At 61.3% G+C, this 21,150-nt stretch carries 23 protein-coding genes and 1 tRNA gene; 6 read left to right on the forward strand and 18 right to left on the reverse strand.

What is annotated here, in order from left to right; all coding sequences use genetic code 11:
* Positions 1-5: 5 nt before the first annotated feature.
* On the reverse strand, positions 6-1,256 hold the full coding sequence (locus PQR53_RS26795; RefSeq protein ID WP_408460822.1) for an Hsp70 family protein: 1,251 nt from the start codon (positions 1,254-1,256) through the stop codon (positions 6-8).
* 189 nt (positions 1,257-1,445) lie between these two features.
* On the opposite strand from PQR53_RS26795, the gene PQR53_RS26800 reads away from it, so the two are divergent.
* Complete coding sequence (locus tag PQR53_RS26800) at positions 1,446-2,921, forward strand: MFS transporter (protein ID WP_408460825.1); 1,476 nt, start codon at positions 1,446-1,448, stop codon at positions 2,919-2,921.
* Between the two features lie 124 nt (positions 2,922-3,045).
* Here the strand turns inward: PQR53_RS26800 and PQR53_RS26805 are convergent, their stop codons facing one another.
* The gene (locus PQR53_RS26805; RefSeq protein WP_179734673.1) at positions 3,046-3,639 is read right to left on the reverse strand and encodes a nitroreductase family protein; all 594 of its coding nucleotides are present in this window, start codon (positions 3,637-3,639) and stop codon (positions 3,046-3,048) included.
* A 185-nt stretch (positions 3,640-3,824) separates the two neighbouring features.
* A complete protein-coding gene (locus tag PQR53_RS26810; protein WP_408460828.1) occupies positions 3,825-5,108 on the reverse strand; it encodes an MFS transporter in 1,284 nt (427 codons plus the stop codon).
* A gap of 154 nt (positions 5,109-5,262) precedes the next feature.
* Between PQR53_RS26810 and PQR53_RS26815 the strand changes: the two genes are divergently transcribed.
* Entirely contained in the window at positions 5,263-5,904 is a 642-nt protein-coding gene (locus tag PQR53_RS26815; protein ID WP_408460831.1) for a TetR/AcrR family transcriptional regulator, read from the forward strand.
* A gap of 93 nt (positions 5,905-5,997) precedes the next feature.
* Entirely contained in the window at positions 5,998-6,552 is a 555-nt protein-coding gene (locus tag PQR53_RS26820) for a DUF1415 domain-containing protein (RefSeq protein ID WP_408461010.1), read from the forward strand.
* A 41-nt stretch (positions 6,553-6,593) separates the two neighbouring features.
* Here the strand turns inward: PQR53_RS26820 and PQR53_RS26825 are convergent, their stop codons facing one another.
* A complete protein-coding gene (locus PQR53_RS26825; RefSeq protein WP_408460834.1) occupies positions 6,594-7,436 on the reverse strand; it encodes a class I SAM-dependent methyltransferase in 843 nt (280 codons plus the stop codon).
* Positions 7,437-7,829: 393 nt separating this feature from the next.
* On the opposite strand from PQR53_RS26825, the gene PQR53_RS26830 reads away from it, so the two are divergent.
* Complete coding sequence (locus PQR53_RS26830) at positions 7,830-8,150, forward strand: type II toxin-antitoxin system HicA family toxin (protein ID WP_408460837.1); 321 nt, start codon at positions 7,830-7,832, stop codon at positions 8,148-8,150.
* Positions 8,151-8,279: 129 nt separating this feature from the next.
* On the opposite strand, the gene PQR53_RS26835 is transcribed toward PQR53_RS26830, so the two are convergent.
* A complete protein-coding gene (locus PQR53_RS26835) occupies positions 8,280-8,489 on the reverse strand; it encodes a DUF1059 domain-containing protein (RefSeq protein ID WP_179734683.1) in 210 nt (69 codons plus the stop codon).
* 376 nt (positions 8,490-8,865) lie between these two features.
* Here PQR53_RS26835 and PQR53_RS26840 point away from each other — a divergent pair, with 376 nt between their 5' ends.
* Positions 8,866-10,143, forward strand: coding sequence for a TIGR03862 family flavoprotein (locus tag PQR53_RS26840; protein WP_408460840.1), 1,278 nt, complete (start codon positions 8,866-8,868; stop codon positions 10,141-10,143).
* Between the two features lie 60 nt (positions 10,144-10,203).
* On the opposite strand, the gene PQR53_RS26845 is transcribed toward PQR53_RS26840, so the two are convergent.
* The 8 genes from PQR53_RS26845 to PQR53_RS26880 all read right to left on the reverse strand — a co-directional run bounded on the left by PQR53_RS26845 (position 10,204) and on the right by PQR53_RS26880 (position 16,870).
* Positions 10,204-11,328 carry a methyltransferase gene (locus tag PQR53_RS26845; RefSeq protein ID WP_408460843.1) on the reverse strand — a complete coding sequence of 375 codons (1,125 nt, stop codon included), beginning with the start codon at positions 11,326-11,328 and terminating at the stop codon, positions 10,204-10,206.
* A 391-nt stretch (positions 11,329-11,719) separates the two neighbouring features.
* A tRNA-Thr gene (locus PQR53_RS26850) sits at positions 11,720-11,795 on the reverse strand.
* A gap of 19 nt (positions 11,796-11,814) precedes the next feature.
* On the reverse strand, positions 11,815-12,345 hold the full coding sequence (locus PQR53_RS26855) for a ClpXP protease specificity-enhancing factor (RefSeq protein ID WP_408460846.1): 531 nt from the start codon (positions 12,343-12,345) through the stop codon (positions 11,815-11,817).
* A gap of 74 nt (positions 12,346-12,419) precedes the next feature.
* Positions 12,420-13,031 (reverse strand): glutathione S-transferase N-terminal domain-containing protein, encoded by a 612-nt coding sequence (locus PQR53_RS26860; RefSeq protein WP_006052302.1) that lies wholly within the window; start codon positions 13,029-13,031, stop codon positions 12,420-12,422.
* 94 nt (positions 13,032-13,125) lie between these two features.
* Complete coding sequence (locus PQR53_RS26865) at positions 13,126-13,881, reverse strand: cytochrome c1 (protein ID WP_408460848.1); 756 nt, start codon at positions 13,879-13,881, stop codon at positions 13,126-13,128.
* A gap of 22 nt (positions 13,882-13,903) precedes the next feature.
* Positions 13,904-15,283, reverse strand: a complete 1,380-nt coding sequence (locus tag PQR53_RS26870) for a cytochrome b (RefSeq protein ID WP_408460850.1) — start codon at positions 15,281-15,283, stop codon at positions 13,904-13,906.
* The gene (gene petA, locus PQR53_RS26875) at positions 15,283-15,903 is read right to left on the reverse strand and encodes a ubiquinol-cytochrome c reductase iron-sulfur subunit (RefSeq protein ID WP_179734694.1); all 621 of its coding nucleotides are present in this window, start codon (positions 15,901-15,903) and stop codon (positions 15,283-15,285) included. Before petA ends, PQR53_RS26870 begins: the two co-directional genes overlap by 1 nt.
* Before the next feature lie 220 nt (positions 15,904-16,123).
* Positions 16,124-16,870: a Nif3-like dinuclear metal center hexameric protein gene (locus PQR53_RS26880; protein ID WP_408460853.1), complete on the reverse strand. Its 747-nt coding sequence runs from the start codon at positions 16,868-16,870 to the stop codon at positions 16,124-16,126.
* Between the two features lie 19 nt (positions 16,871-16,889).
* On the opposite strand from PQR53_RS26880, the gene PQR53_RS26885 reads away from it, so the two are divergent.
* Entirely contained in the window at positions 16,890-18,113 is a 1,224-nt protein-coding gene (locus PQR53_RS26885; RefSeq protein WP_179734699.1) for a Do family serine endopeptidase, read from the forward strand.
* 269 nt (positions 18,114-18,382) lie between these two features.
* Here the strand turns inward: PQR53_RS26885 and tatC are convergent, their stop codons facing one another.
* The 5 genes from tatC to PQR53_RS26910 form a co-directional block, all read right to left on the reverse strand.
* Positions 18,383-19,162: a twin-arginine translocase subunit TatC gene (tatC, locus tag PQR53_RS26890; RefSeq protein WP_408460855.1), complete on the reverse strand. Its 780-nt coding sequence runs from the start codon at positions 19,160-19,162 to the stop codon at positions 18,383-18,385.
* Positions 19,163-19,196: 34 nt separating this feature from the next.
* On the reverse strand, positions 19,197-19,715 hold the full coding sequence (gene tatB, locus PQR53_RS26895) for a Sec-independent protein translocase protein TatB (RefSeq protein ID WP_408460858.1): 519 nt from the start codon (positions 19,713-19,715) through the stop codon (positions 19,197-19,199).
* Between the two features lie 39 nt (positions 19,716-19,754).
* Positions 19,755-19,994, reverse strand: a complete 240-nt coding sequence (gene tatA / locus PQR53_RS26900) for a Sec-independent protein translocase subunit TatA (protein ID WP_179734705.1) — start codon at positions 19,992-19,994, stop codon at positions 19,755-19,757.
* Positions 19,995-20,237: 243 nt separating this feature from the next.
* A complete protein-coding gene (locus PQR53_RS26905) occupies positions 20,238-20,603 on the reverse strand; it encodes a histidine triad nucleotide-binding protein (protein ID WP_408460860.1) in 366 nt (121 codons plus the stop codon).
* A gap of 80 nt (positions 20,604-20,683) precedes the next feature.
* A complete protein-coding gene (locus tag PQR53_RS26910; RefSeq protein WP_323044418.1) occupies positions 20,684-21,079 on the reverse strand; it encodes a DUF4870 family protein in 396 nt (131 codons plus the stop codon).
* Positions 21,080-21,150 lie beyond the last annotated feature (71 nt).

The following is a 21,150-nucleotide window of genomic DNA, read 5'->3' on the forward strand; positions in this document are numbered from 1 at the left end:
TTTGTTTATCCGAACACGCGCCGCGCGTGAATACCGAGACCTGTCGCGACACTGGCAAGACGGTCGCCGAATACCGCTTTGGCATGCGGAAATGCCGCGGCCAATGCGCCCGATAGAAACGCCAAGCCAGTCGAGCCCCCCGTGAAGTAAATCGCGTCGACGTCGCGTGGAGCCACGCCGGCCGCCTGCACCGTATCGCGCGCCGCCTGCACGATGCGCAGGGTCTCGTCCTGTCCAGCCTTGATGAGCTGCGCTTCGTCGAATGCGAGGCGCAGATCGTCTTCCACTTCATCGAGGTCGATCACCGTCTCTCCGCCCGCCGCCACGCCGATCTTCGCCTCTTCCGCATGGGCCGCCAGCGCATGCCCCAAGCGGCGCTCCACGACGCGCGTCAGGCGGTCGTGATGTCTGATCTGCATGAACAGATGTCGCATGAGCGCGAGTTCGCTGACACGCTTCGGCGCATAGACCGTGTTGATCAGGTGCCAGGTGGCCAGATCGAAATAGATGCGGTTCGGAATCTCACGGCCTTCGGGGTCGAGCGTCTGGTAGCCGAGTTCGCGCAGGATCGTCGCCAGTTCCACGCGACGGTCGAAATCGGTGCCCGCGACGTGCACGCCGTGGTGAGCCAGCACATCGTCTTTACGTTCAATACGCTTCGCCCGCTCCGGCCCGACTCGCACCAGCGAAAAGTCTGACGTACCGCCGCCGATGTCAGCCACCAGCACCAACCCCTCTTCGGTCAGATGCGATTCGTAGTCGAACGCGGCCGCGATCGGCTCATACTGGAATTGAATCTCCCGCAAACCGACTGAACGCGCCGCGGCCTCGAGTTGCCGCTGCGCCATCTGGTCCGCACGCGGATCGTCGTCGACGAAGAACACCGGGCGACCCAGCACGGCCCGGCTGATCGGGCCGCCGGCGCTCTTCTCGGCCGAACGCTTCAGGTGGTCGACGAAAATCGCGATGACCTCCGTGTACTTGATCGCCGAACCGTCGCCGAGATCGGTCGAATTCTCGGCAAGCGGCGAGCCGAGAATACTTTTCATGGAGCGCATCAGACGACCGTCGAAACCGTCGATATACGCCGCCAACGCCGCGCGCCCGAACTCGCGGGTGTTCTCGTCGGTGTTGAAAAAGACGGCGGTCGGCAGCGTCGTATTGACGCCCTCGACGGGCGCAAGCCTAAGCGCAGCGCCGTCAGGGACGGCCACGGCCGAATTGGAAGTACCGAAGTCAATCGCGCAATAGTTCATGGCAGGAATCGCCGCTCACGGCAGGCGCGGACAGAAAGGGGAGCGGCTTTGTAACACGAAAGCCCAATCAGCATCAACTGACGCTTGCCGGGACGCCCGCAATCATGTCCAAGCCCGCTCGACGGAACAAAAATTGCTGAATTCGACAGAATACGCCGCCAATTTTCGGCAATCAGGAGACTTACAGCAATGAGCGCGCCGCCTACTGCCGCCGTCCACGAGAAAAACGCCGCCATCATTGAAACCAACCTGCCCTCGCGGCTCGATCGCTTGCCGTGGGGGCGCTTTCATTCGCAGATCGTCGTCGCGCTGGGCATAACGTGGCTGCTCGACGGTCTTGAAGTGACGCTGGCGGGCGCGGTAGCCAGTGCGTTGAAGTCTAGTCCATCGTTGCGCTTTACCAACGCCGACGTGGGCCTCGCCGGCAGCGCTTACATCGCCGGCGCCGTGCTCGGCGCGCTCGGCTTCGGCTGGCTGACCGACCGGCTCGGCCGTCGCAAGCTGTTCTTCATTACGCTCGCGTTGTATCTGGCCGCCACTGCGGCCACCGCTTTATCGTGGAATCTCGCCAGTTTCCTGCTGTTTCGCTTTCTCACCGGCGCAGGCATCGGCGGCGAATATACGGCGATCAACTCGACCATTCAGGAGTTCACGCCCGCGCGGGTGCGCGGCTGGACCGATCTCGGCATCAACGGCACCTTCTGGGTCGGCGCGGGACTCGGCGCGGCGGGCTCGCTGATCTTGCTCGATCCGAATCTGCTGCCGAGCGACTGGGGCTGGCGCGCCTGTTTCTTCATTGGCGCGGTGCTGGCGCTGGCGATTCTGCCAATGCGCATCTGGGTGCCCGAAAGTCCTCGCTGGCTGCTCACGCATGGCGATGAACGCGACGCGCGCTCGATCGTCGAGGGCATCGAAACGCGCTTTCGCGATGAAGGCCACACACTTGCGGACGACGACCTCATGCGGCTAAGACTCCGCGCACGCGGACACACGCCGCTGCGCGAAGTGTTTCACACGCTGTTCAACGTGCACCGACGGCGCGCGCTGGTCGGCCTGTCGTTGATGACCGCCCAGGCGTTCTTCTACAACGCGATCTTTTTCACCTACGCGCTGGTGCTGACCGATTTCTATCACGTGCCGGGCGACCACATCGGCTGGTATCTGCTGCCGTTCGCGCTCGGCAATTTCCTCGGACCGCTGCTGCTCGGCCGGCTCTTCGATGTAATCGGGCGACGCAAGATGATCGCAGCGACTTATGCGCTGTCCGGCATCCTGCTGACGCTGAGCGGCTATCTGTTCGAGCAGCAGATGCTTACCGTGGTGACGCAGACACTGGCGTGGATGGTGGTGTTCTTTTTCGCGTCGGCGGCAGCGAGTTCGGCCTATCTGACGGTCAGCGAATCGTTTCCGCTGGAAATCCGCGCGTTGGCGATTGCGGTGTTCTACGCGTTCGGCACGGCGCTGGGCGGCATCGTCGGTCCGGCGTTTTTTGGCCGGCTGATCGATACGCATCAGCGCAGCGAAGTGTTTTTCGGCTATCTGGTCGGTTCGGGGCTGATGATCGCCGCGGCTGTGATCGCCGCGATCTGGGGCGTGGATGCGGAGCGCAAATCGCTCGAGAATGTCGCCGCGCCGCTTTCGAGCGTCGCGGACGGCGCGGAATGAATCACGCGCATTGAAGCGGTAAAAGCGGCGGGAAAAGGTCCCGCGCCTCGAACGTCAAGCGCCATGCGGCATAAAAAGACGCGCGGTCAGCGCCGCGCGTCCCTCACCAAAGGCTGAAAGGCCCTCAGAACACCTTCTTCCAGCCACCGCCGTAAGCGATGTCGGCCAGCGGCAGACGCTGACGCACCGACTTTTCGCGCTCGCGCAACACCGGGTCGAGCTTGTCGACGTCGCCGTAGTGACCGAGCGCAATCATGGCGATCACATCGACGTCGTTCGGCAGCTTGAACGTGGTACGGAATGCGTTCGGATCGAAGCCGCTCATCTGATGTGCGGCAAGACCGAGCGCATGCGCCTGCAGCACCAGCGCCATTGCCGCGGCACCCGCATCGTAGGGCGCGCAACGGTTCACTTCGCCCTTGTTGGTGAGCGTATGCGTGGTAACCGCGATCAGCACCGGCGCCGGCGCATTCCAGCCCTGATTGAACGGCACCAGCGTGGCGAAGGCCTGCTTGAAAGAGACTTCATCGACGCTGCGGTCGAACACGAGAAAACGCCACGGTTGCGCGTTATACGAAGACGGCGCCCAGCGTGCCGCTTCGAGCACCGCATGCAGATTCTCGCGGCTCACCGGCTCGCTCGAATACGCGCGCGGGCTCCAGCGACCTGCAATCAGCTCGTGAATGGCAACTGCGGTGGGGGCGGGTTTGTTGGTCATGCGCTTCTCTCGGTCGAAATTCATGATCGACGGGCGGCTGCCCGGGGTCTCATAGCATAACCGGGCTGAGTCGCTAGCGCTCCGACAAGTGCGAGTTAGTTTTCGCGTCGGCTGCAATGGCAAACGGCCCCGAATGAGGCCGTTTGCGCTGGTTCACCGTGTTCACCGCCCGCCGGGGCGCAGCTTCACGCCGCTTGTGGCTCCAGCACCTTGGCCGGGCGGTTGATCCGCAGCACGATCACGGCGGCAACCAGGCACAGCCCGCCAGAAATCATCGACGCCACCGTGTACGTGCCGAGGCTCGCGCGCAGCATGCCCGCGCCGAGCGCCGCGAAAGCCGCGCCGAGCTGGTGGCCCGCGACCACCCAGCCGAACACGACGGGCGCGGCTTCCTTGCCGTAGACGTCGGTGGCGAGACGCACGGTGGGCGGCACGGTGGCGATCCAGTCGAGACCGTAGAAGACCGCGAACAACGGCAGCCCAAAGAAATCGATGCCGAAAGCGTGCGGCAGATACATCAACGACAATCCGCGCAGCCCGTAGTACCAGAACAGCAGCACGCGGCTGTTGAAGCGGTCCGACAGCCAGCCCGACAACGTCGTGCCGAACAGATCGAAGATGCCCATTGCGGCGAGCAAGGAAGCGCCCTGCACTTCGGTCATGCCGTAGTCGCCGCACATGGCGATCAGGTGCGTGCCGACGTAACCATTGGTGCTCGCCCCACAAATAAAGAAGCTGAAGAACAGCAGCCAGAAATCACGCGTCTTGCTCGCCATCGCGAGCGTGCCGAAGGCGATCGCCAGCGGATTCTGCTTCGTTACGGTGGCAGAGATCGGGGCGTCCGCGGGCTCGCCAAACGGGCGCAGCTTCATATCCGCAGGCCGCTCCGGCAACAGGAACGCGACGAGCGGCAACACGATCGCCGCCGCGCCTGCGACGACCCACACCACCTGGCGCCAACCGTAATGTTCGGCGATGGCCGCAAGCATCGGCAGGAACACCAATTGGCCGGTCGCCGAGCTGGCGGTGAGAATCCCCATCACGAGGCCACGATGCGTGGTGAACCAGCGCGTCACGACGGTCGCTGACAACGACAGCGCCGCCACCCCGGTCGAGCCTCCAACCATCACGCCCCAGATCAGAACCATCTGCCACGGATGCGTCATCAGCGACGACAACGCCACGCCCGCCGCCATCGTACCGAGCGCGATCAGCAAGGTAGGACGCACGCCAAAGCGCTGCATCGCCGCAGCCGCGAATGGCCCCATCAGGCCGTAGAGCGCAATGTTCACGGAGATCGCGAGCGAAATCGTCGCGCGGCTCCAGCCGAATTGATGCTCCAGCGGCACCATCATCACGCTCGGCGTGGCACGCGTGCCGGCCGCGGCCAGCAGCACCAGAAACACCACAGCGACGGTCAACCAGCCATAATGGAATCGCCCGCCAATCAGTCTCGCTGCCCAGTTCATCGGTTCTCCAGTCGGCGCCTTGCCGCAGGCCGCGCCGCTCGCATTTTTACGACTTCGGTAAAGGACTTGTGACAGATCTGTCACAATGGGTGTTGCGATATTAGTTACTGCTCGGTAACATGTCAAGGCGTCAATTCAATTCAGGTGGCATTCCATGTCCGACAGTGAAACCCTCAAGCCCACCGGTGCACGGCGCGCGCGCGGCGCGCAGACAGCCGGCCCGCAAGCGCAGCAGCATCTGCTCCGCGCCGCGGAGGAACTGTTTTATCGCGAGGGTGTGCGGGCGGTCGGCGTCGACGCGGTGGTGGAGCGCGCGGGCGTGAACAAGATGAGCTTGTACCGTCAGTTTTCGTCGAAGGACGACTTGGTGATGGCGTATCTGGAGCGCAAGGACGAACAGTTCTTCGGCTACGTGGAGAATAGTTTCGCGAAGCATCCGGGCCAGCCGGCGAAACAGCTTCAGCAATATTTCGACGACCTGGCAGTGCGTGCTTCGATCGACGACTACCGCGGCTGTCCTTTCGTGAATGTCGCCGTGGAATTTCCCGACGCGGCGCACCCGGCGCGGCAATTCGTGTTTCAAAACAAGGAGCGGCTGATGGCGCGGCTTCTGGAATTGACGACCGCTGCAGGCGCGAATGATCCAGCTGCGTTGGCGAATGCGCTGGGTTTGATGATCGAAGGCGTATACGCGGCCAGCCAGACCTATGGCCCAGGCCGCGGGCCGGTCCTTGCTGCGCCGAAAGTCGCGGCGCAGTTGATTGCTGCGGCGTGCAACGGGACGCAAGCGGCTTGAGGTTTTCGCCGGCCGGTTGCGGCAGAGCACGGATCGGTGCCGCTGCGCCGGTCGGCGCCATTAGAATGGCAGTTTCCCCTTTCGCTGCTTGCCATGCCGTTGCCTGCCGACTCTCACGACGCCGTTATCGCCGCCACTCGTCATTGGCTGACAGAGGCCGTGATCGGGCTCAACTTATGTCCTTTTGCCAAGGCTGTGCATGTGAAAGGGCAGATTCGCTATGCCGTTAGCGACGCCGTGGACATGGAAGGCGTTTTAACCGATCTCGAAACCGAGATTCAGACACTCGTCGCGGAGAATCCTGAAACGGTGGATACCACGCTTCTGGTTTTACCGCAGGCGCTCGGCAATTTTCTCGACTATAACGATTGCCTGTTTTTTGCCGATCGGCTTATCAAGCAGCTTCGACTGGAAGGCATTATCCAGATCGCCAGTTTTCATCCTCATTATCAGTTTGAAGGCAGCGAGCCGGACGATATCGAGAATTATACGAATCGGGCGCCCTACCCAATTCTGCATTTACTTCGCGAGGAAAGTATTGAACGGGCGGTTCAGGCTTTTCCCGACGCGGAAGATATTTACGAGCGGAATCAGGAGACCCTTCGGCGCATCGGCCTTAACGGCTGGAATGATTTAATGAAAATGTAGGTCGCGCGGTGGTGGCAACAAAACCATCACCGCAGGTCAGATCAGGCGGGGACAAAGAACCTTTCTTTCAGCTCCTCGATCCCGAGGGTGGCCATCACTTCATTTAGCCTCTCGGCCGGCCGCCGTCTCGGCAGATCCTTGAACTGGGCAATAATCAGTTCGTTTTTCATCGAGTGTTCCCACCCGACCAGCTCGGTCACACTCACCTGATAGCCATGTGCTTCCAGCTGCAAGCAGCGCAGTACGTTAGTAATCTGACTGCCGAATTCCCGGGTATGCAGCGGATGCCGCCAGATCTCAGTCAACGCATTGCCGAGCGATTTACCCTTGTTTTGCCGTAAAACCCCGGCTACTTCGGCCTGGCAACACGGCACGACCACGATGTACTTCGCCCGTTTTTCCAGCGCAAACCGGAGTGCGTCGTCAGTCGCGGTATTGCACGCATGCAATGCCGTCACGATATCGATCTGCGCCGGCAAACTCGCCGACGTAATCGATTCCGCCACCGACAGATTCAGGAACGACATTCCCTTGAAACCCAGCCTGCCGGCCAGCTCCTCGGATTTCGTCACGAGATCCTCGCGCGTTTCAATGCCGTAAATGTGCGACGCCCCACCAGCGGCGTCGTGAAACTCCTTGAAGAAAAGGTCATACAGGATAAAACCTAGGTATGACTTGCCCGCGCCGTGGTCGACGAGCGTCACCGCGCCCTGCTGGTCCTTGAGCTCTTTCAGCAGGGGCTCGATGAACTGGAACAGGTGATAGACCTGCTTGAGCTTGCGGCGGCTGTCCTGGTTCATCTTGCCGTCGCGCGTCAGGATATGAAGCTCCTTTAACAGCTCGATGGACTGGTTCGGACGGATTTCGTGGGTTTTGCTGGACATCGTGGCGACCGGAGACCGCCATCGATTGCAACGCGAACGTGCGACAGATGACGGAAAAAAGGAAAAGTTGCTGCCAGTTTACCCAAAGCGCAGCCCGCTCACCTGAGGAGCCGTGTCGACCCAGTAAGAAATGCCGCAACCTGGAACACTTCCTGCTCGAAAAGAGCAGTACGCAGGACGGTTCCGACGTGGCTTTGAGCGCGTCTTGCGGGCCGGCTCACCCGATGGCGCAAGCCGTGTCACGCATAACAACAGGCTACCGGCCGTGGCATCAATCACGCGAACCGAATGCATGTGGGGAGGACGGTCCCGGAACACGGACCGAACGTTACGTAACCCGCAGCGCGCCGCGATCGCAAACCGGCACGCGCTGGAAAATAGAAGAGGCAGCAAATGGATATCGTACCCAACGGCAACGTCGAACAGAAATTTCAGGAAATGCTGGCGAAGCTCACCGCCGCGCCGGCGTGGTCGGAAAAGCAGCAGCTCGAACTGGAGATGGCACGCGATATTTCCAGCGAAATGCTGCGGCTCGCCGAAGTCATGCGAGATGGCAGCGTCGATATGGAAACCTGCCTGACGATGCTCAAGTACGCGAAAGTGCTCGACTTCGTGATGACGACGCTCGCTTCGCGTCGCGACATCAAACCGCAAACGCTGCGCGTCATTTTCAAGCTTGCCGGCCTGAAGGTGGATGAGGCTTACCCCGGCTAGGACGCGCAGGCAACGCCGCGACCTGCGCCCGCGGCACGCTGCCGCTCGCGCTTATTCGCCAGTTCCTCAGCGATCAAGCGCAGGTTAGATATCCTGCTCAGGTGCCGGACCTGTAGAAAGGACGACGAATCACGCGCGCGGCGCCTCGATCGGCGGCGTACCCTCGTGAAACAGCGTCTTGAGCTGCGAGCGCAGTTCCGGCGAGTCCGTATGCTTGTGAACCGTCACTGCGTGCTGCACGGCCGCGTCGAGCAATTCGCTCTCGCTGTCGGCGGATAGGGCAACGGTGCAATGTGTCTCGCTCGGGAACTCGCGACAGTCGATGTATTGGCGAGTCATGGCAATCTCCTTCATCCAACGTTGACACAAACATCCAGACAAACAACAGGCGCGCCGGTCACGGTCGCCAGCCGCGACGCGACAGCTTTCAAAAACGTCGGGCGGACTTAAAACGGCAGATTGGTTTATGGCGGCGAAGACGCGAACTGCGTCCGGTGGAAGGTGTTTGAAAAGTATAGTTTGCGGGCTGAGATTGCAAAGAAGCGCGTGCAAACGGGGCGCGTGCGAAGGCGCCCGAACCCAGCGTTTTTCGGCCTGCTAATCCGGCATGCGCCGACGGTTTGCCCTGAGCCGCCCGTGATGTGAAAATAGCGCCCTTCGTCGCCCGGTCATCAGTTCAGGCGCGCGCCGCCCCTCCGCCCATCCGCAGGACCGCATGTCATCCTCCTTCGATTCCCCCCGTGTCGCCGTGATCGGCGGCGGTCCCGCCGGCTTGATGGCCGCTGAGGCGCTTGCCCAGCACGGCATACAGGTCGACGTTCATGACGCGATGCCGTCGGTTGGCCGTAAGTTCCTGATGGCGGGCAAAGGCGGCATGAACATCACCCATTCGGAACCGCTCGAACCGTTTCTTGGCCGCTACGGGGCCCGCCGCGAACAGATCGCGCCGCTACTCGAGATGTTCGGTCCCGACGCCCTGCGGGTCTGGTTGCAGGGGCTTGGCGTCGAAACCTTCGTCGGCAGTTCGGGGCGCGTTTTTCCGACCGATATGAAAGCGGCGCCGATGCTGCGAGCGTGGTTGCATCGGTTGCGGGAAGCCGGCGTGCAGTTTCACATGCGCCACAAGTGGATCGGCTGGAATCGCGATAGCGATGCGGGTCACGCCGCTGCCCACGCGCTGCGCTTCGAAACGCCTGGCGGCGAGCAAATCGTGACGTACGATGCCGTGGTGTTCGCCCTCGGCGGCGCAAGCTGGCCACAACTCGGATCCGACGCCGCCTGGGTACCGCTGCTGAGCGCACGCGAGGTGCCGGTGACGCCGTTGCAGCCCGCGAACTGCGGCTTCGACGCAGACTGGAGCCCCTATCTGCGCGAGCGTTTCGCCGGCCAGCCGGTGAAATCGGTGGCCATCACGCTCACCGATGTAGACAATAAAGTCCACAATCGACAAGGTGAAATACTTCTGACCGAAACAGGCCTCGAAGGGAGCCTGATTTACGCGTTGTCGGCCGCTATCCGGGAGCGAATTCTGGTTGACGGAGACGTCACGATCGCACTGGACCTGGCACCAGGCTTGACTTTGGAGCGTGTGGTGGCCGAAGTCACGCGACCGCGCGGCTCGCGCTCGATGTCGACTCACCTGCACGGCAGAATCGGCATTAGCGGCGTCAAACTGGCTTTGTTACACGAGATGCTGTCGAAGGAAGCTTTCGCCGATGCGAATGGTCTCGCGCACGCGATCAAGGCGCTACCGGTGCGACTCACGCGGGCCCGGCCTATTGCGGAGGCGATCAGCACCGCTGGCGGCGTGCCTTTCGAAGCGCTCGATGAGCATCTGATGATCGAGCGTTTGCCCGGCGCGTTCTGCGCGGGCGAAATGCTCGACTGGGAAGCGCCGACCGGCGGCTATCTGCTCACGGCCTGCTTTGCCAGCGGGCTCGTGGCCGGACGCGGCGCATTGGCGTATCTCGAGGCGCGCGGTTTGCCGGTTTGACACGCCGCGCGTCCCTACCGCGTCGTCGCACGCTATCGCACGTCGTTGCACGTTATCGCCCTAGCGTGCCTTCAGACGCCAGAGCGACGTCAACTCGGCCGCGCGCGCCGTGTGCAGCGCATCGGTTTCATCGGTCGATTTCGGATGCCGCGGACGGATATCCTCGCGACCGACCACGGTCAAACCCGCCTTTTCAATGGCCGCAAGCAGCCACTCGCGGGTGCGCAAGCCGAGATGCTCGGCGAAATCCGACATGATCAGCCAGCCCTCTCCGCCCGGGGACAAGTGCTCCGCCAGACCGTCCAGAAAGCCGAGCAACATGCGGCTTTCCGAATCGTAGATCGCATATTCAATCGGCGACGCGGGTCGGGCCGGCACCCATGGCGGGTTACAGACCACCAGCGGCGCACGGCCTTCAGGAAACAGATCGGCCTGCACGACCTCGACTTGTTGATCGTAGCCAAGACGTGCGAGGTTTTCGCGCGCGCAGGCAAGCGCCCGCGGATCCTGGTCTGTCGCGACGACTTTCTTCACGCCGCGTTTAGCAAGCAACGCAGCGAGCACGCCCGTACCCGTGCCGATATCGAACGCCTTGTTCAATGAGGGCAGCGGCGTGCGAGCAACCAGATCCACATACTCGCCGCGCACCGGCGAAAACACGCCGTAGTGCGGATGGATGCGGTCCCCGAGCGCAGGGATTTCCACGCCCTTCTTGCGCCACTCGTGCGCACCGATCAGCCCGAGCAATTCACGCAGCGACACGACCGAGGGTTCGTCGGTAGACAGCCCGTAGGTTTCGATGCAGGCCTGCTGTACTTCAGGCGCGCGGCGAAGCGGGATGCCATAAGCGGCGTCAAGCGGAATCAGAATCATGCCAAGCGTACGGGCACGCTGCGACTGCGCCTGGCGATGCAGATTGAACGCGTCGATCGGCGTTTCGCCCTGCTTGCGCGGTTTGCGCTCCAGCCGGCGCGTGACTGCTTGCAGCAACTGACGGGCGTTCTGGAAGTCGCCGTTCCACAACAGCGCCGTGCCTTCGCAGGCGAGACGGTAGGCCGAGTCGGCGGTGGTGCGGTCATCCGCCACGACGACGCGCTTGGGCGGCGGCACTGCGGCTTCTGAGCGCCAACGCGCGCTGCGGGGGCCGTCGGCTTCGGGCCAGGTGATGGTTGCGGGGCTGGTCATGGTGAGGTGGGGTCTGTGTTGCGGGAGTGACGCGGTGAAACCTCGCGTCTCGGGGGCGTTGCCCGCCGGAGTGACTGATCGTGATGCCGACTGACGCCCGAATAGTACCTCTCCCGGTCGGGTTCGCGGCGCTGTATCTGCAGACGGCTCCCGGGACGAGATCGCCGCGATCGCCTTTACTGCTGCCTATCTGGCCAAATCGTAGACTGAAATGTCCACAATCGACAAGGTGAATGAGATCTGGTGAAAATGGGCTGTTTTTCGCCTCACTCGCCGCTTCGATCGGCAAGCCATGGCGTCTGCTGGCCATGAGGCAACGGCCGCCGAATGATTCCCGACCCAATAAAAAAACGGGTTTCTGAAATTCTTCAGAAACCCGTTTTCGTACTACTGGTGCCGGCTGCAGGACTCGAACCCGCCACCTCATGATTACAAGTCAAGCGCTCTACCTGATGAGCTAAGCCGGCATGAGGCCGTGATTCTACTTCATTTCACGATCTTGAGGCGAGCCCTTCCGCCACCTTTTGATCCGTCGTCGTCAGGCTGCGGGCCGTCCGTCGCCGTTTCCGCTTTGGCGGCGGCCGCATCGGCGGCAGTCGACGACGATTCGACCGCGCGCGGCGCCGTAGCGCGCGGTGCAGCCGGCGCCTCGGTCTCGTCCGCCAGTTCCGCGTCGGCGCCTGAATCCTGCGCTTCGCCGCCCGCCGACTCGACCGGGAACGCCATGCCCTGGCCATTTTCGCGCGCGTAGATCGCGAGAATATTGGCGATCGGCACCTCGATCTTGTGCGACTTGCCGGAGAAACGCGCGCTGAACTCGATCCATTCATTGCCCATCTGCAACTGGCTGGTCGCCTCGAAGCTGATGTTCAACACGATCTCGTTATCGCGCACGAACTGACGCGGCACGCGCGTCTGATTGTCGACCCGGACCGCAATATGCGGCGTATAGCCGTTATCCGTGCACCACTCGTACAGCGCACGCAGCAGATAAGGCTTGGTGGAAATCTCTTGCATCAACAGTCCTCTTACCGGGTTGGGGCGCGCACGGAAAACCATCGAGACGCGGCGCCCTCACCCCAAAGCCAAACTCAACGACGCATCACCTTTTCCGAAGGCGTCAGCGCTTCGATATAAGCCGGGCGGCTGAAAATGCGCTCGGCGTACTTCATCAGCGGCGCCGCGTTCTTCGACAGCTCGATGCCGTAGTGATCCAGACGCCACAGCAACGGCGCGATCGCGACGTCCAGCATCGAGAACTCTTCACCGAGCATGTACTTGTTCTTCAGGAAGATCGGCGCGAGCTGCGTCAGACGATCGCGGATCGCGAGACGTGCCTTTTCGTGGTTCTTCTCGGCGGCCTTGCCCTTTTCGTTTTCGAGCGTGCCGACGTGAACGAACAGTTCCTTTTCGAAGTTGAGCAGGAACAGACGGGCGCGCGCGCGCTGAACCGGATCGGCCGGCATCAGTTGCGGATGCGGGAAGCGCTCGTCGATATACTCGTTGATGATGTTCGATTCGTACAGAATCAGGTCCCGTTCGACGAGAATCGGCACTTGACCGTACGGATTCATCACAGCGATGTCTTCCGGCTTGTTAAACAGGTCGACGTCGCGGATCTCGAAGTCCATGCCCTTTTCGAACAACACCAGCCGGCAGCGCTGGGAGAACGGGCAAGTTGTGCCGGAATACAGAACCATCATGTTTACGTTTCCTCAAAAAGCTGAAAGGCCAGCGCGCGGAAAAACCGTTCAACAGGTTTTTCCTGGCGCCGGCCCCACGCCGGTGACAGCGTGATTATTTGATATGTTTCCAGTACGCGGCGTTCAATCGCCAGGCAAAAAAGCTCAGGACGCCGAGGAACAGCAGCACCCACACGCCAAGCTGTTTGCGGGTTTTCTGCGTCGGTTCGGACATCCATGACAGGTACGACACAAGGTCGGCCACAGTAGAATCATAATCTACCGGCGACATTGTCCCCGGCGTGACCTGTTGGAAGCCGACAAATTTGTGCACCGTTTCGCCTGTTTTTTCGTCTACGGCGTCACCGAACTTCGCGGTACGTTGCCCCTGAAGCTGCCACAGCACGTGAGGCATGCTCACGTTCTCATACACCAGATTGTTCCAGCCGGTCGGCCGCGTATCGTCGCGATAGAAGCTGCGCAGGTACGTGTACAGCCAGTCCTTGCCGCGCGCCCGTGCCTCCACTGACAAATCCGGCGGACTCGCCCCGAACCACGCTTTCGCGTCGTCTGGGCGCATCGCCACGGTCATGGTATTGCCGACTTTATCCGTGGTGAACAGGAGGTTCGCCTGGATTTCGTTCGGCGTAATGCCAAGGTCCGTCAGCCGGTTGTAGCGCATCAGGTTCGCGCTGTGACAATTCAGGCAATAGTTTACAAATATTTGCGCGCCGTGCTGCAAAGAAGCGAAATTCTCCGCGTTATCGGGCGCGCGGTCGAGAGGGAAATTCTCGTCCGCGTGCGCCGGGCCAGCCAGCACCGCGAGCAGTGTCGCGCCGATTAGCGCGCACGTCGAAAGCAGTTTTTTCATTTCGTGTTCTCCTGGCTCGCGATTAGTGGGGCTTGAACCGCACCCGCTCGGGCGGCTGCTTGAACGTGCCAAGCCGCGTCCAGACCGGCATACCGAGGAAAAACGCGAAGTAGATCAGCGCACACACCTGCGCAATCAACGTCGAAGCCGGCGACGGCGGTTTGGTGCCGAGGAAGCCCAACGTCAGGAAAGCGAGCACAAAAATCCCGTAGAACACCTTGTGAAAAAACGGTCGGTAACGGATCGACTTCACCGGCGAGCGGTCGAGCCACGGCAGGAAGAACAGCGAGATCACCGCGCCGCCCATCACCACCACGCCCCAGAACTTCGATTCGGTGAACGCCATGGCGAGCACCACCAGCACGGCGAGCACCGGCAAACCGAGCTTCCACTTGCCGCGCGCGCGCACCAACGCGAACAGGCCGAGCAGCGCGATGATGATCATCAACACGATCTTGAACGGATCAGTGGTGGCGCGCAGCATCGCGTAGAAGGCGGTGAAGTACCACACCGGCGCAATTTCCTGCGGCGTTTGAAGCGGATTGGCGGGGATGAAGTTATTCGCTTCGAGGAAATACCCACCCATCTCCGGCGCAAAAAAGATGATCGCGGCGAAAATGATCAGAAACACCGAGACGCCCATGAAGTCGTGCACGGAGTAGTACGGATGGAACGGAATGCCGTCGAGCGGAATGCCGTCCGGGTCCTTCTTCGCCTTGATCTCAATGCCGTCGGGGTTGTTCGAACCCACTTCATGCAGCGCCACCAGATGGGCGACCACAAGGCCGATCAGCACCAGCGGAATGGCGATCACGTGAAACGCGAAAAAGCGGTTCAGCGTCACGTCCGACACGACATAGTCGCCGCGAATCCACAGTGACAGATCCGGCCCGATGAACGGAATCGCCGAGAACAGGTTCACGATCACCTGCGCGCCCCAGAACGACATCTGGCCCCACGGCAGCAGATAGCCGAAGAACGCCTCGGCCATCAGGCACAGGAAGATCGCGCAGCCGAAGATCCACACCAGTTCGCGCGGCTTGCGATACGAGCCGTACAACAGCCCGCGGAACATATGCAGATACACGACGACGAAGAACATCGACGCGCCCGTGGAGTGCATGTAGCGGATCAGCCAGCCCCACGGCACCTCGCGCATGATGTACTCGACCGACGCGAACGCGAGCGTCGCGTCGGGCTTGTAGTTCATGGTGAGGAAGATGCCGGTGACGATCTGATTGACCAGCACCAGCAACGCGAGCGAACCGAAGAAGTACCAGAAGTTGAAGTTCTTCGGCGCGTAGTACTCGGAAACGTGCTTCTTCCAGGTGGAGGTCAGCGGAAAGCGGCGGTCGATCCAGCCGACCAGCCCGGTCGTCTCTACTTCGTGTTCGATCGCCATTACGCTTCTCCTTTCTCGTCCTTGCCGATCACGAGCCCGGTGGCCGACGTGAACATGTAAGGCGGGATGTCGAGGTTCTGCGGCGCAGGTTTGTTCTTGAAGACGCGGCCGGCCATGTCATAGGTCGAACCGTGGCAAGGGCACAGGAAGCCGCCTGGCCAGTCGTCTGGAAGATTGGGCTGCGCGCCCTCCTGGAAGCGCGGCGTCGGCGTACAGCCCAGATGGGTGCACACGGCGACGGCGACGAACAGATTCTTGTGATCGGAGCGCGAACGGAATTCGTTGTTGCAGTACTCCGGCAACGGCATCGAAAAAGGATTCTTGGTGTGGGGATCCGCTACTTCGTTATCGGCTTTCTGGACATCGGCGAGCATCCTGTCGGTGCGGTTGATGATCCAGACGGGCTTGCCGCGCCAGGCGACGGTCTTCATGTCGCCAGGCTTGAGGTCACTGATATCGACTTCGACCGGGGCACCTGCTGCCTTGGCCTTTTCAGATGGTGCAAACGAACTAACAAAGGGTACGACAGTGGCAACGCCTCCTATGCCACCTGCTACGGTCGTCGCTATCAGCCAGGTACGGCGGCCGCCGTCGACGCGTTCATCTTCCTTGTCTCGCATTACACGCCCCACTTCTGAGTTGGATTTTTCCTTCACGTCGCTTCTACCGCCGCTAGTTTGCGCGAATGGAGTCGGCATTTACAAGGCCCGATTGCCAAAAACCGTGCGAACCCCTTGATAACTCAGGGTTTCTCCGTACGGATCGCAAACTTTTTCGCACCTCCTTTTAAGTGCCCTCTGCGTTATTCGTGCCTTTTTCTTATCCAATCCCGGTTTAAATTCAAACGGGATTAGGGATATCGATAAACACGTGCTCAATATCGAACGCCTCGGACAGATGCTTGCCCACCGCCTGCACGCCGAAACGCTCGGTCGCGTGATGGCCGGCCGCGAGGAACGCTACCCCGCTTTCCGCCGAGGTGTGCATGACCGACTCCGACACTTCGCCGGTCAGGTAGACGTCAGCGCCGGCATTGATCGCGGCGTCGAACATGCCTTGAGCGGCGCCCGTGCACCAGCCCACCCGGCGCAGTTCGCGATCCGGGTCACCGAACACGAGCGGCGTGCGGCCGAGCGTCTGCTCGACTTGCGCGGTGAAGTGCGCGAGCGTGATCGGCATAGGAAAAGTGGCAAGCCAGCCGAGATCGTTCTCGCCGAAACGCGCGTCGCTGATCCAGCCCATCTTCGCGCCGATCTGCGCGTTGTTGCCGAACTCGGGATGGTCGTCGAGCGGCAGGTGGTAGGCGAACAGGTTCAGGTCGTTGGCAATCAGCAGTTTCAGGCGCGCGTGTTTGCGCCCGGTGATCTGCGGCGCCTCGTTGCGCCAGAAGTAGCCGTGATGGACCAGCACAGCGTCCGCGCCCCAGTCGAGCGCGGCCTCGAGAAAGGCCACGGAAGCCGTCACGCCGGTCGCGAGCTTATTGATCCGGCGACGCCCTTCCACCTGCAATCCATTAGGGCAATAGTCCTTGAAGCGCGCGGTTTCAAGAAGATTGTTCAAGTACAATTCAAGTTCGATCCGATCCATATAAACCTCTAGTCTTCAGATGCTTAGACGCTTTTGGCTGTTCTTTGCCCAAGCGGTGACCGTGCTGTTGGCGCTGATGTTCATCATTGCGACCCTCAAACCGCAGTGGCTGCAGCGTCAAGGGCAATTCGGCAAGCAACTCGCCGAACCGATCGTCGCCCTGCGGGAAGTGGCGCCAGGCATCGGCAGCGGCCCTGCACAGGCGTCCTATGCAGATGCCGCGCAAAAGGCCATGCCCGCGGTCGTCAACGTGTTCTCCAGCAAGGATGGCTCACTACCGCCCGATCCGCGCGCGAAAGATCCCCTGTTCCGCTACTTCTTCGGCGACAAGAACAACCGCAAGCGGCAGGAGCAGCCCGCGTCGAATCTCGGCTCGGGGGTGATAGTGAGTTCGGAAGGTTACATTCTAACGAACCAGCACGTCGTGGACGGCGCCGACCAGATCGAAATCGCGCTCGCCGACGGTCGCACCACGAACGCGAAGGTGATCGGCGTCGATCCTGAGACCGATCTGGCCGTGCTCAAGGTCAACATGACCAATCTGCCCACCATCACGCTCGGCCGCATGGACCAGACGCGCGTGGGCGACGTGGTGCTGGCAATCGGCAATCCATTCGGCGTTGGGCAGACGGTGACCATGGGTATTGTCAGCGCGCTCGGGCGCAATCACCTCGGCATCAACACCTTCGAAAATTTCATTCAGACAGACGCGGCCATCAACCCGGGCAACTCCGGCGGCGCGCTGGTCGACGTGAACGGCAATCTGCTCGGCATCAATACCGCTATCTATTCGCGCTCAGGCGGCTCGCTCGGCATCGGCTTCGCGATTCCTGTTTCGACGGCGCGCAGCGTGCTGGAGAGCATCATCACGACGGGTTCGGTCACGCGCGGCTGGATCGGCGTGGAACCGCAGGACGTGACGCCGGAAATCGCTGAATCGTTCGGGCTCGAGCAGAAGTCCGGCGCGATTGTCGCGGGCGTGCTGAAGAACGGACCGGCCGACCGCGCGGGCATCAAGCCGGGCGACATCCTGGTGAGCGTGAACGGCCAGGAGATCACCGACACCACGCGTCTCTTGAATGTCATCGCTCAGATCAAGCCCGGCACGGCTGCGAAGGTCCACCTGGTGCGCAAAAGCCGCGAGATGGATCTGGAGGTGACCATCGGCAAGCGTCCGCCTCCGCCGAAGCAACCTGCGGAGGACAACGGCGGCGGTGATCAGCAGGATGATGACGGCGGTTAAGCGCTTCATAACAGCAGTGGTTGTCAGCACAGCCGGCCGTTGAAGCAGCGCAGCGGCTGGCCCAGGACACGCGGCAACACAGCAACACAGCAACACAGCAACACAGCAACACAGCAACACAGCAACACGGCAACACAGCAACACGGCAACCCAACAATGCAGCCGCAAACAAAAAGGGCAATCCATTCCGGACTGCCCTTTTTGTTTGCGTGATCCTTTGACTCACCCGCCCAGCACCGCACCACCCTGGCGCGTGAAGTGCTTTACGTTCAGTCCGGCGGACTCGCTTCCTCAATAACCACCGGCTGCTTACCGACGATCAGGCGCGCCGCGATGATCCCGGCCTCGTACAGCACGATCAGCGGAATCGCCAGAATCAGCTGCGAGAACACGTCCGGCGGCGTCACCACCGCCGAAATCACGAACGCGGCCACGATCACATACGGACGGATTTCCTTGAGCTTCTTGATCGTCAGCACGTTCATGCGGACCAGCAGCACCACGACAATCGGCACTTCGAACGTCACGCCGAACGCGAGGAACATGGTCAGCACGAAGCTGAGGTAGTTGTCGATATCGGTGTTCATCTCCGCGCCGAGCGGCGCGTTGTAGTGCGCCATCACGCGGAAGATGGTTGGAAACACCACGAAGTACGCGAACGCCATGCCGCACAGGAACAGCGTGTAGCTGCTGCCCACCAACGGCCCGACCAGCTTCTTCTCATGCTGGTACAGACCCGGCGCGACGAACGCCCAGATCTGGTACAGCACGACCGGCAGCGCGATCACGAAGGCGACCATCATGGTCACCTTCATCGGCACGAAGAACGAGCCGGTCACATCCGTGACGATCATCTTGCCGTCCTTCGGCAGATTCTGCATCAAGGGCCGCGCTAGCAGCCGGAAGATGTCCGGCGCCCAATACACGAGTCCGACAAACACCACGATGACGGCAAGGCCGGCGCGAATGATACGGTCGCGCAATTCAACGAGGTGGGAAATGAAGGTCTCTTCAGTGCCTTCGTCCTGGGTTTGCTGGGGGTCGCTCACACCGGCCCTCGGTTAGGGATTGTCGCTCTGATCATCAGAAAAAGCGCGTCGGACGACGCATGGTGGCCGGCGTATGCCGCGCCACGCGCGCAGCGCCTGACTGCACGCGCGTGCGGCGCGTGGTGGCGCGCTTGTACCAGGTGGGCATGGCGGTCTGTTTGACGCGCCAGTTCTTGCGCTTCGGACCCGCAGCCGGCGTGCTGGTCGGCCAGGACGAATTGCCGGCATCTTCGAGCGCGCCGCCTGCAATGCTCGGCGACACCGAGCTGCCGCTATTCCACGCGTCGTTCAGTTCGGATTCGTGCTTGCGCAGATTGTCCTGAACGCTGGTTTCGACGTTGCTCGCCGCCGCTTCGAACTCGGTTTTCATGCGGCGCAATTCGTCGAGCTCGATTTCGCGGGTGACTTCGGCCTTCACGTCGTTGATATACCGCTGCGCGCGGCCGAACAACGCGCCGGCCGTACGGGCGACGCGAGGCAGGCGCTCAGGCCCGAGTACGACCAGCGCGACGACGCCAATCAGCGCCATCTTGGTTAGACCGAGGTCCAGCATGAAATGGAGTGTCCGTCAGTAACGCGGTTGGGCCGCGGCTTAGCGGTAATCGCTGGAACGCGGCGTCTTTTCCTTCGCTTCCACATCCACGGCGCCGTTGCGCGGCAGTTCGCGCTGCTGCGCTTCACCTGCGGGCGTTTCGGCTTCCTTCATGCCTTCCTTGAAGCCCTTCACCGCGCCACCCAGATCGCCACCGATATTGCGCAGCTTCTTCGTGCCGAACACGAGCGCCACGATCAACAACACGATCAGCCAATGCCAAATGCTCAACGAACCCATGACTACTCTCCTTAACCCCGACACCGCATCGTGATGCGGCAAAACTTGTGCGCCCTGCGGCGTGAATCGAAGCACGTGTGCTTCATCTATACGTTAGCGCGGACTGTTCCGATTCAACCCACGATACGCTGTGTCATTGTGACCGGAGATCGCGTCGGCAACATTACAGTGCCGTAAAAAATAACTGCCGCCCTATTCTCGACTACCAAAACTCACCGCGGGCTCCCGGCACATGCTGGTATGTCAGCCCATCCGCTGCCACGGGCGCGGCCCCGCGAGGATGTGTGCGTGCAAGTGATACACCTCTTGCCCGCCGCCCGGCCCGGTATTGATTACCGTGCGAAAACCGCTTTCGCCACCGGTGTACGCCACGCCGAGCTGGTCGGCCAGACGCGCCGCCAAGACAAGCATTCTACCAAGCAGCGGCGCATCGCTTTCGGTGCAATTTGACAGCGTCGCGATGTGTTTGCGGGGAATCAACAGCACATGCGTTTCAGCCGCCGGACGAATGTCGCGGAAGGCGAAAAACTCTTCGTCTTCGTGGACTTTGGTCGACGGAATCTCGCCGGCGGCGATCTTGCAGAAAAGGCAGTTCGGGTCGTGACTCATCGTATTCCTGACGCAGTATGGCTAGAACGCGAGATGCGGTGGGGCGAGTGCGTGTCGAGCCGGTCTCAACCGGACTCAACTCAGAACCAGCCGCGCGGGTTCGCAAGCGGCTTGTTATCGTACAGATACAACCAGCCTTTGATAATACGGTACAACATCCAGATACTGACGGCCCACAGGATGGGAATGCCGATCACCACGAACAGCAGCACCCCGCCGATCGCATAACCCAGCAAAGCCATCCAGAACGAGCGGATCTGCCACTCGAAATGCGCCTCGTAAGGCGTGCCCACCACGTCGGGCCGCTTCACGTAATTGATGATGATCGCAATCAGAATCGTCAGACCACCCGTCAGCCAGTGGACCGCATACAGCGCATACAGCACATGGGTGAGCGTGCGCAGACTGCGTTCGCGCTCCGGCTCGATCGCGTTGCGGTAGACCGGCGGCGGATAACTTTCCTGCGACTGTTCCATGCTTGCGTCCTCCCGAGGATGTGATCCCATGCGTTCAGTGCAATGTGGGTGCCGACGTCCGTCACTTCAAG

The sequence above is a fragment of the Paraburkholderia fungorum genome, from assembly GCF_046027605.1.
In the GTDB taxonomy this organism is placed as follows: domain Bacteria; phylum Pseudomonadota; class Gammaproteobacteria; order Burkholderiales; family Burkholderiaceae; genus Paraburkholderia; species Paraburkholderia fungorum_F.

Bases quoted from the DNA above. Each gene is read 5' to 3' on its own strand.
- PQR53_RS26795 (WP_408460822.1), bottom strand. From the start codon at position 1,256: ATGAACTATTGCGCGATTGACTTCGGTACTTCCAATTCGGCCGTGGCC.
- PQR53_RS26800 (WP_408460825.1), top strand. From the start codon at position 1,446: ATGAGCGCGCCGCCTACTGCCGCCGTCCACGAGAAAAACGCCGCCATC.
- PQR53_RS26805 (WP_179734673.1), bottom strand. From the start codon at position 3,639: ATGACCAACAAACCCGCCCCCACCGCAGTTGCCATTCACGAGCTGATT.
- PQR53_RS26810 (WP_408460828.1), bottom strand. From the start codon at position 5,108: ATGAACTGGGCAGCGAGACTGATTGGCGGGCGATTCCATTATGGCTGG.
- PQR53_RS26815 (WP_408460831.1), top strand. From the start codon at position 5,263: ATGTCCGACAGTGAAACCCTCAAGCCCACCGGTGCACGGCGCGCGCGC.
- PQR53_RS26820 (WP_408461010.1), top strand. From the start codon at position 5,998: ATGCCGTTGCCTGCCGACTCTCACGACGCCGTTATCGCCGCCACTCGT.
- PQR53_RS26825 (WP_408460834.1), bottom strand. From the start codon at position 7,436: ATGTCCAGCAAAACCCACGAAATCCGTCCGAACCAGTCCATCGAGCTG.
- PQR53_RS26830 (WP_408460837.1), top strand. From the start codon at position 7,830: ATGGATATCGTACCCAACGGCAACGTCGAACAGAAATTTCAGGAAATG.
- PQR53_RS26835 (WP_179734683.1), bottom strand. From the start codon at position 8,489: ATGACTCGCCAATACATCGACTGTCGCGAGTTCCCGAGCGAGACACAT.
- PQR53_RS26840 (WP_408460840.1), top strand. From the start codon at position 8,866: ATGTCATCCTCCTTCGATTCCCCCCGTGTCGCCGTGATCGGCGGCGGT.
- PQR53_RS26845 (WP_408460843.1), bottom strand. From the start codon at position 11,328: ATGACCAGCCCCGCAACCATCACCTGGCCCGAAGCCGACGGCCCCCGC.
- PQR53_RS26855 (WP_408460846.1), bottom strand. From the start codon at position 12,345: ATGCAAGAGATTTCCACCAAGCCTTATCTGCTGCGTGCGCTGTACGAG.
- PQR53_RS26860 (WP_006052302.1), bottom strand. From the start codon at position 13,031: ATGATGGTTCTGTATTCCGGCACAACTTGCCCGTTCTCCCAGCGCTGC.
- PQR53_RS26865 (WP_408460848.1), bottom strand. From the start codon at position 13,881: ATGAAAAAACTGCTTTCGACGTGCGCGCTAATCGGCGCGACACTGCTC.
- PQR53_RS26870 (WP_408460850.1), bottom strand. From the start codon at position 15,283: ATGGCGATCGAACACGAAGTAGAGACGACCGGGCTGGTCGGCTGGATC.
- petA (WP_179734694.1), bottom strand. From the start codon at position 15,903: ATGCGAGACAAGGAAGATGAACGCGTCGACGGCGGCCGCCGTACCTGG.
- PQR53_RS26880 (WP_408460853.1), bottom strand. From the start codon at position 16,870: ATGGATCGGATCGAACTTGAATTGTACTTGAACAATCTTCTTGAAACC.
- PQR53_RS26885 (WP_179734699.1), top strand. From the start codon at position 16,890: ATGCTTAGACGCTTTTGGCTGTTCTTTGCCCAAGCGGTGACCGTGCTG.
- tatB (WP_408460858.1), bottom strand. From the start codon at position 19,715: ATGCTGGACCTCGGTCTAACCAAGATGGCGCTGATTGGCGTCGTCGCG.
- tatA (WP_179734705.1), bottom strand. From the start codon at position 19,994: ATGGGTTCGTTGAGCATTTGGCATTGGCTGATCGTGTTGTTGATCGTG.
- PQR53_RS26905 (WP_408460860.1), bottom strand. From the start codon at position 20,603: ATGAGTCACGACCCGAACTGCCTTTTCTGCAAGATCGCCGCCGGCGAG.
- PQR53_RS26910 (WP_323044418.1), bottom strand. From the start codon at position 21,079: ATGGAACAGTCGCAGGAAAGTTATCCGCCGCCGGTCTACCGCAACGCG.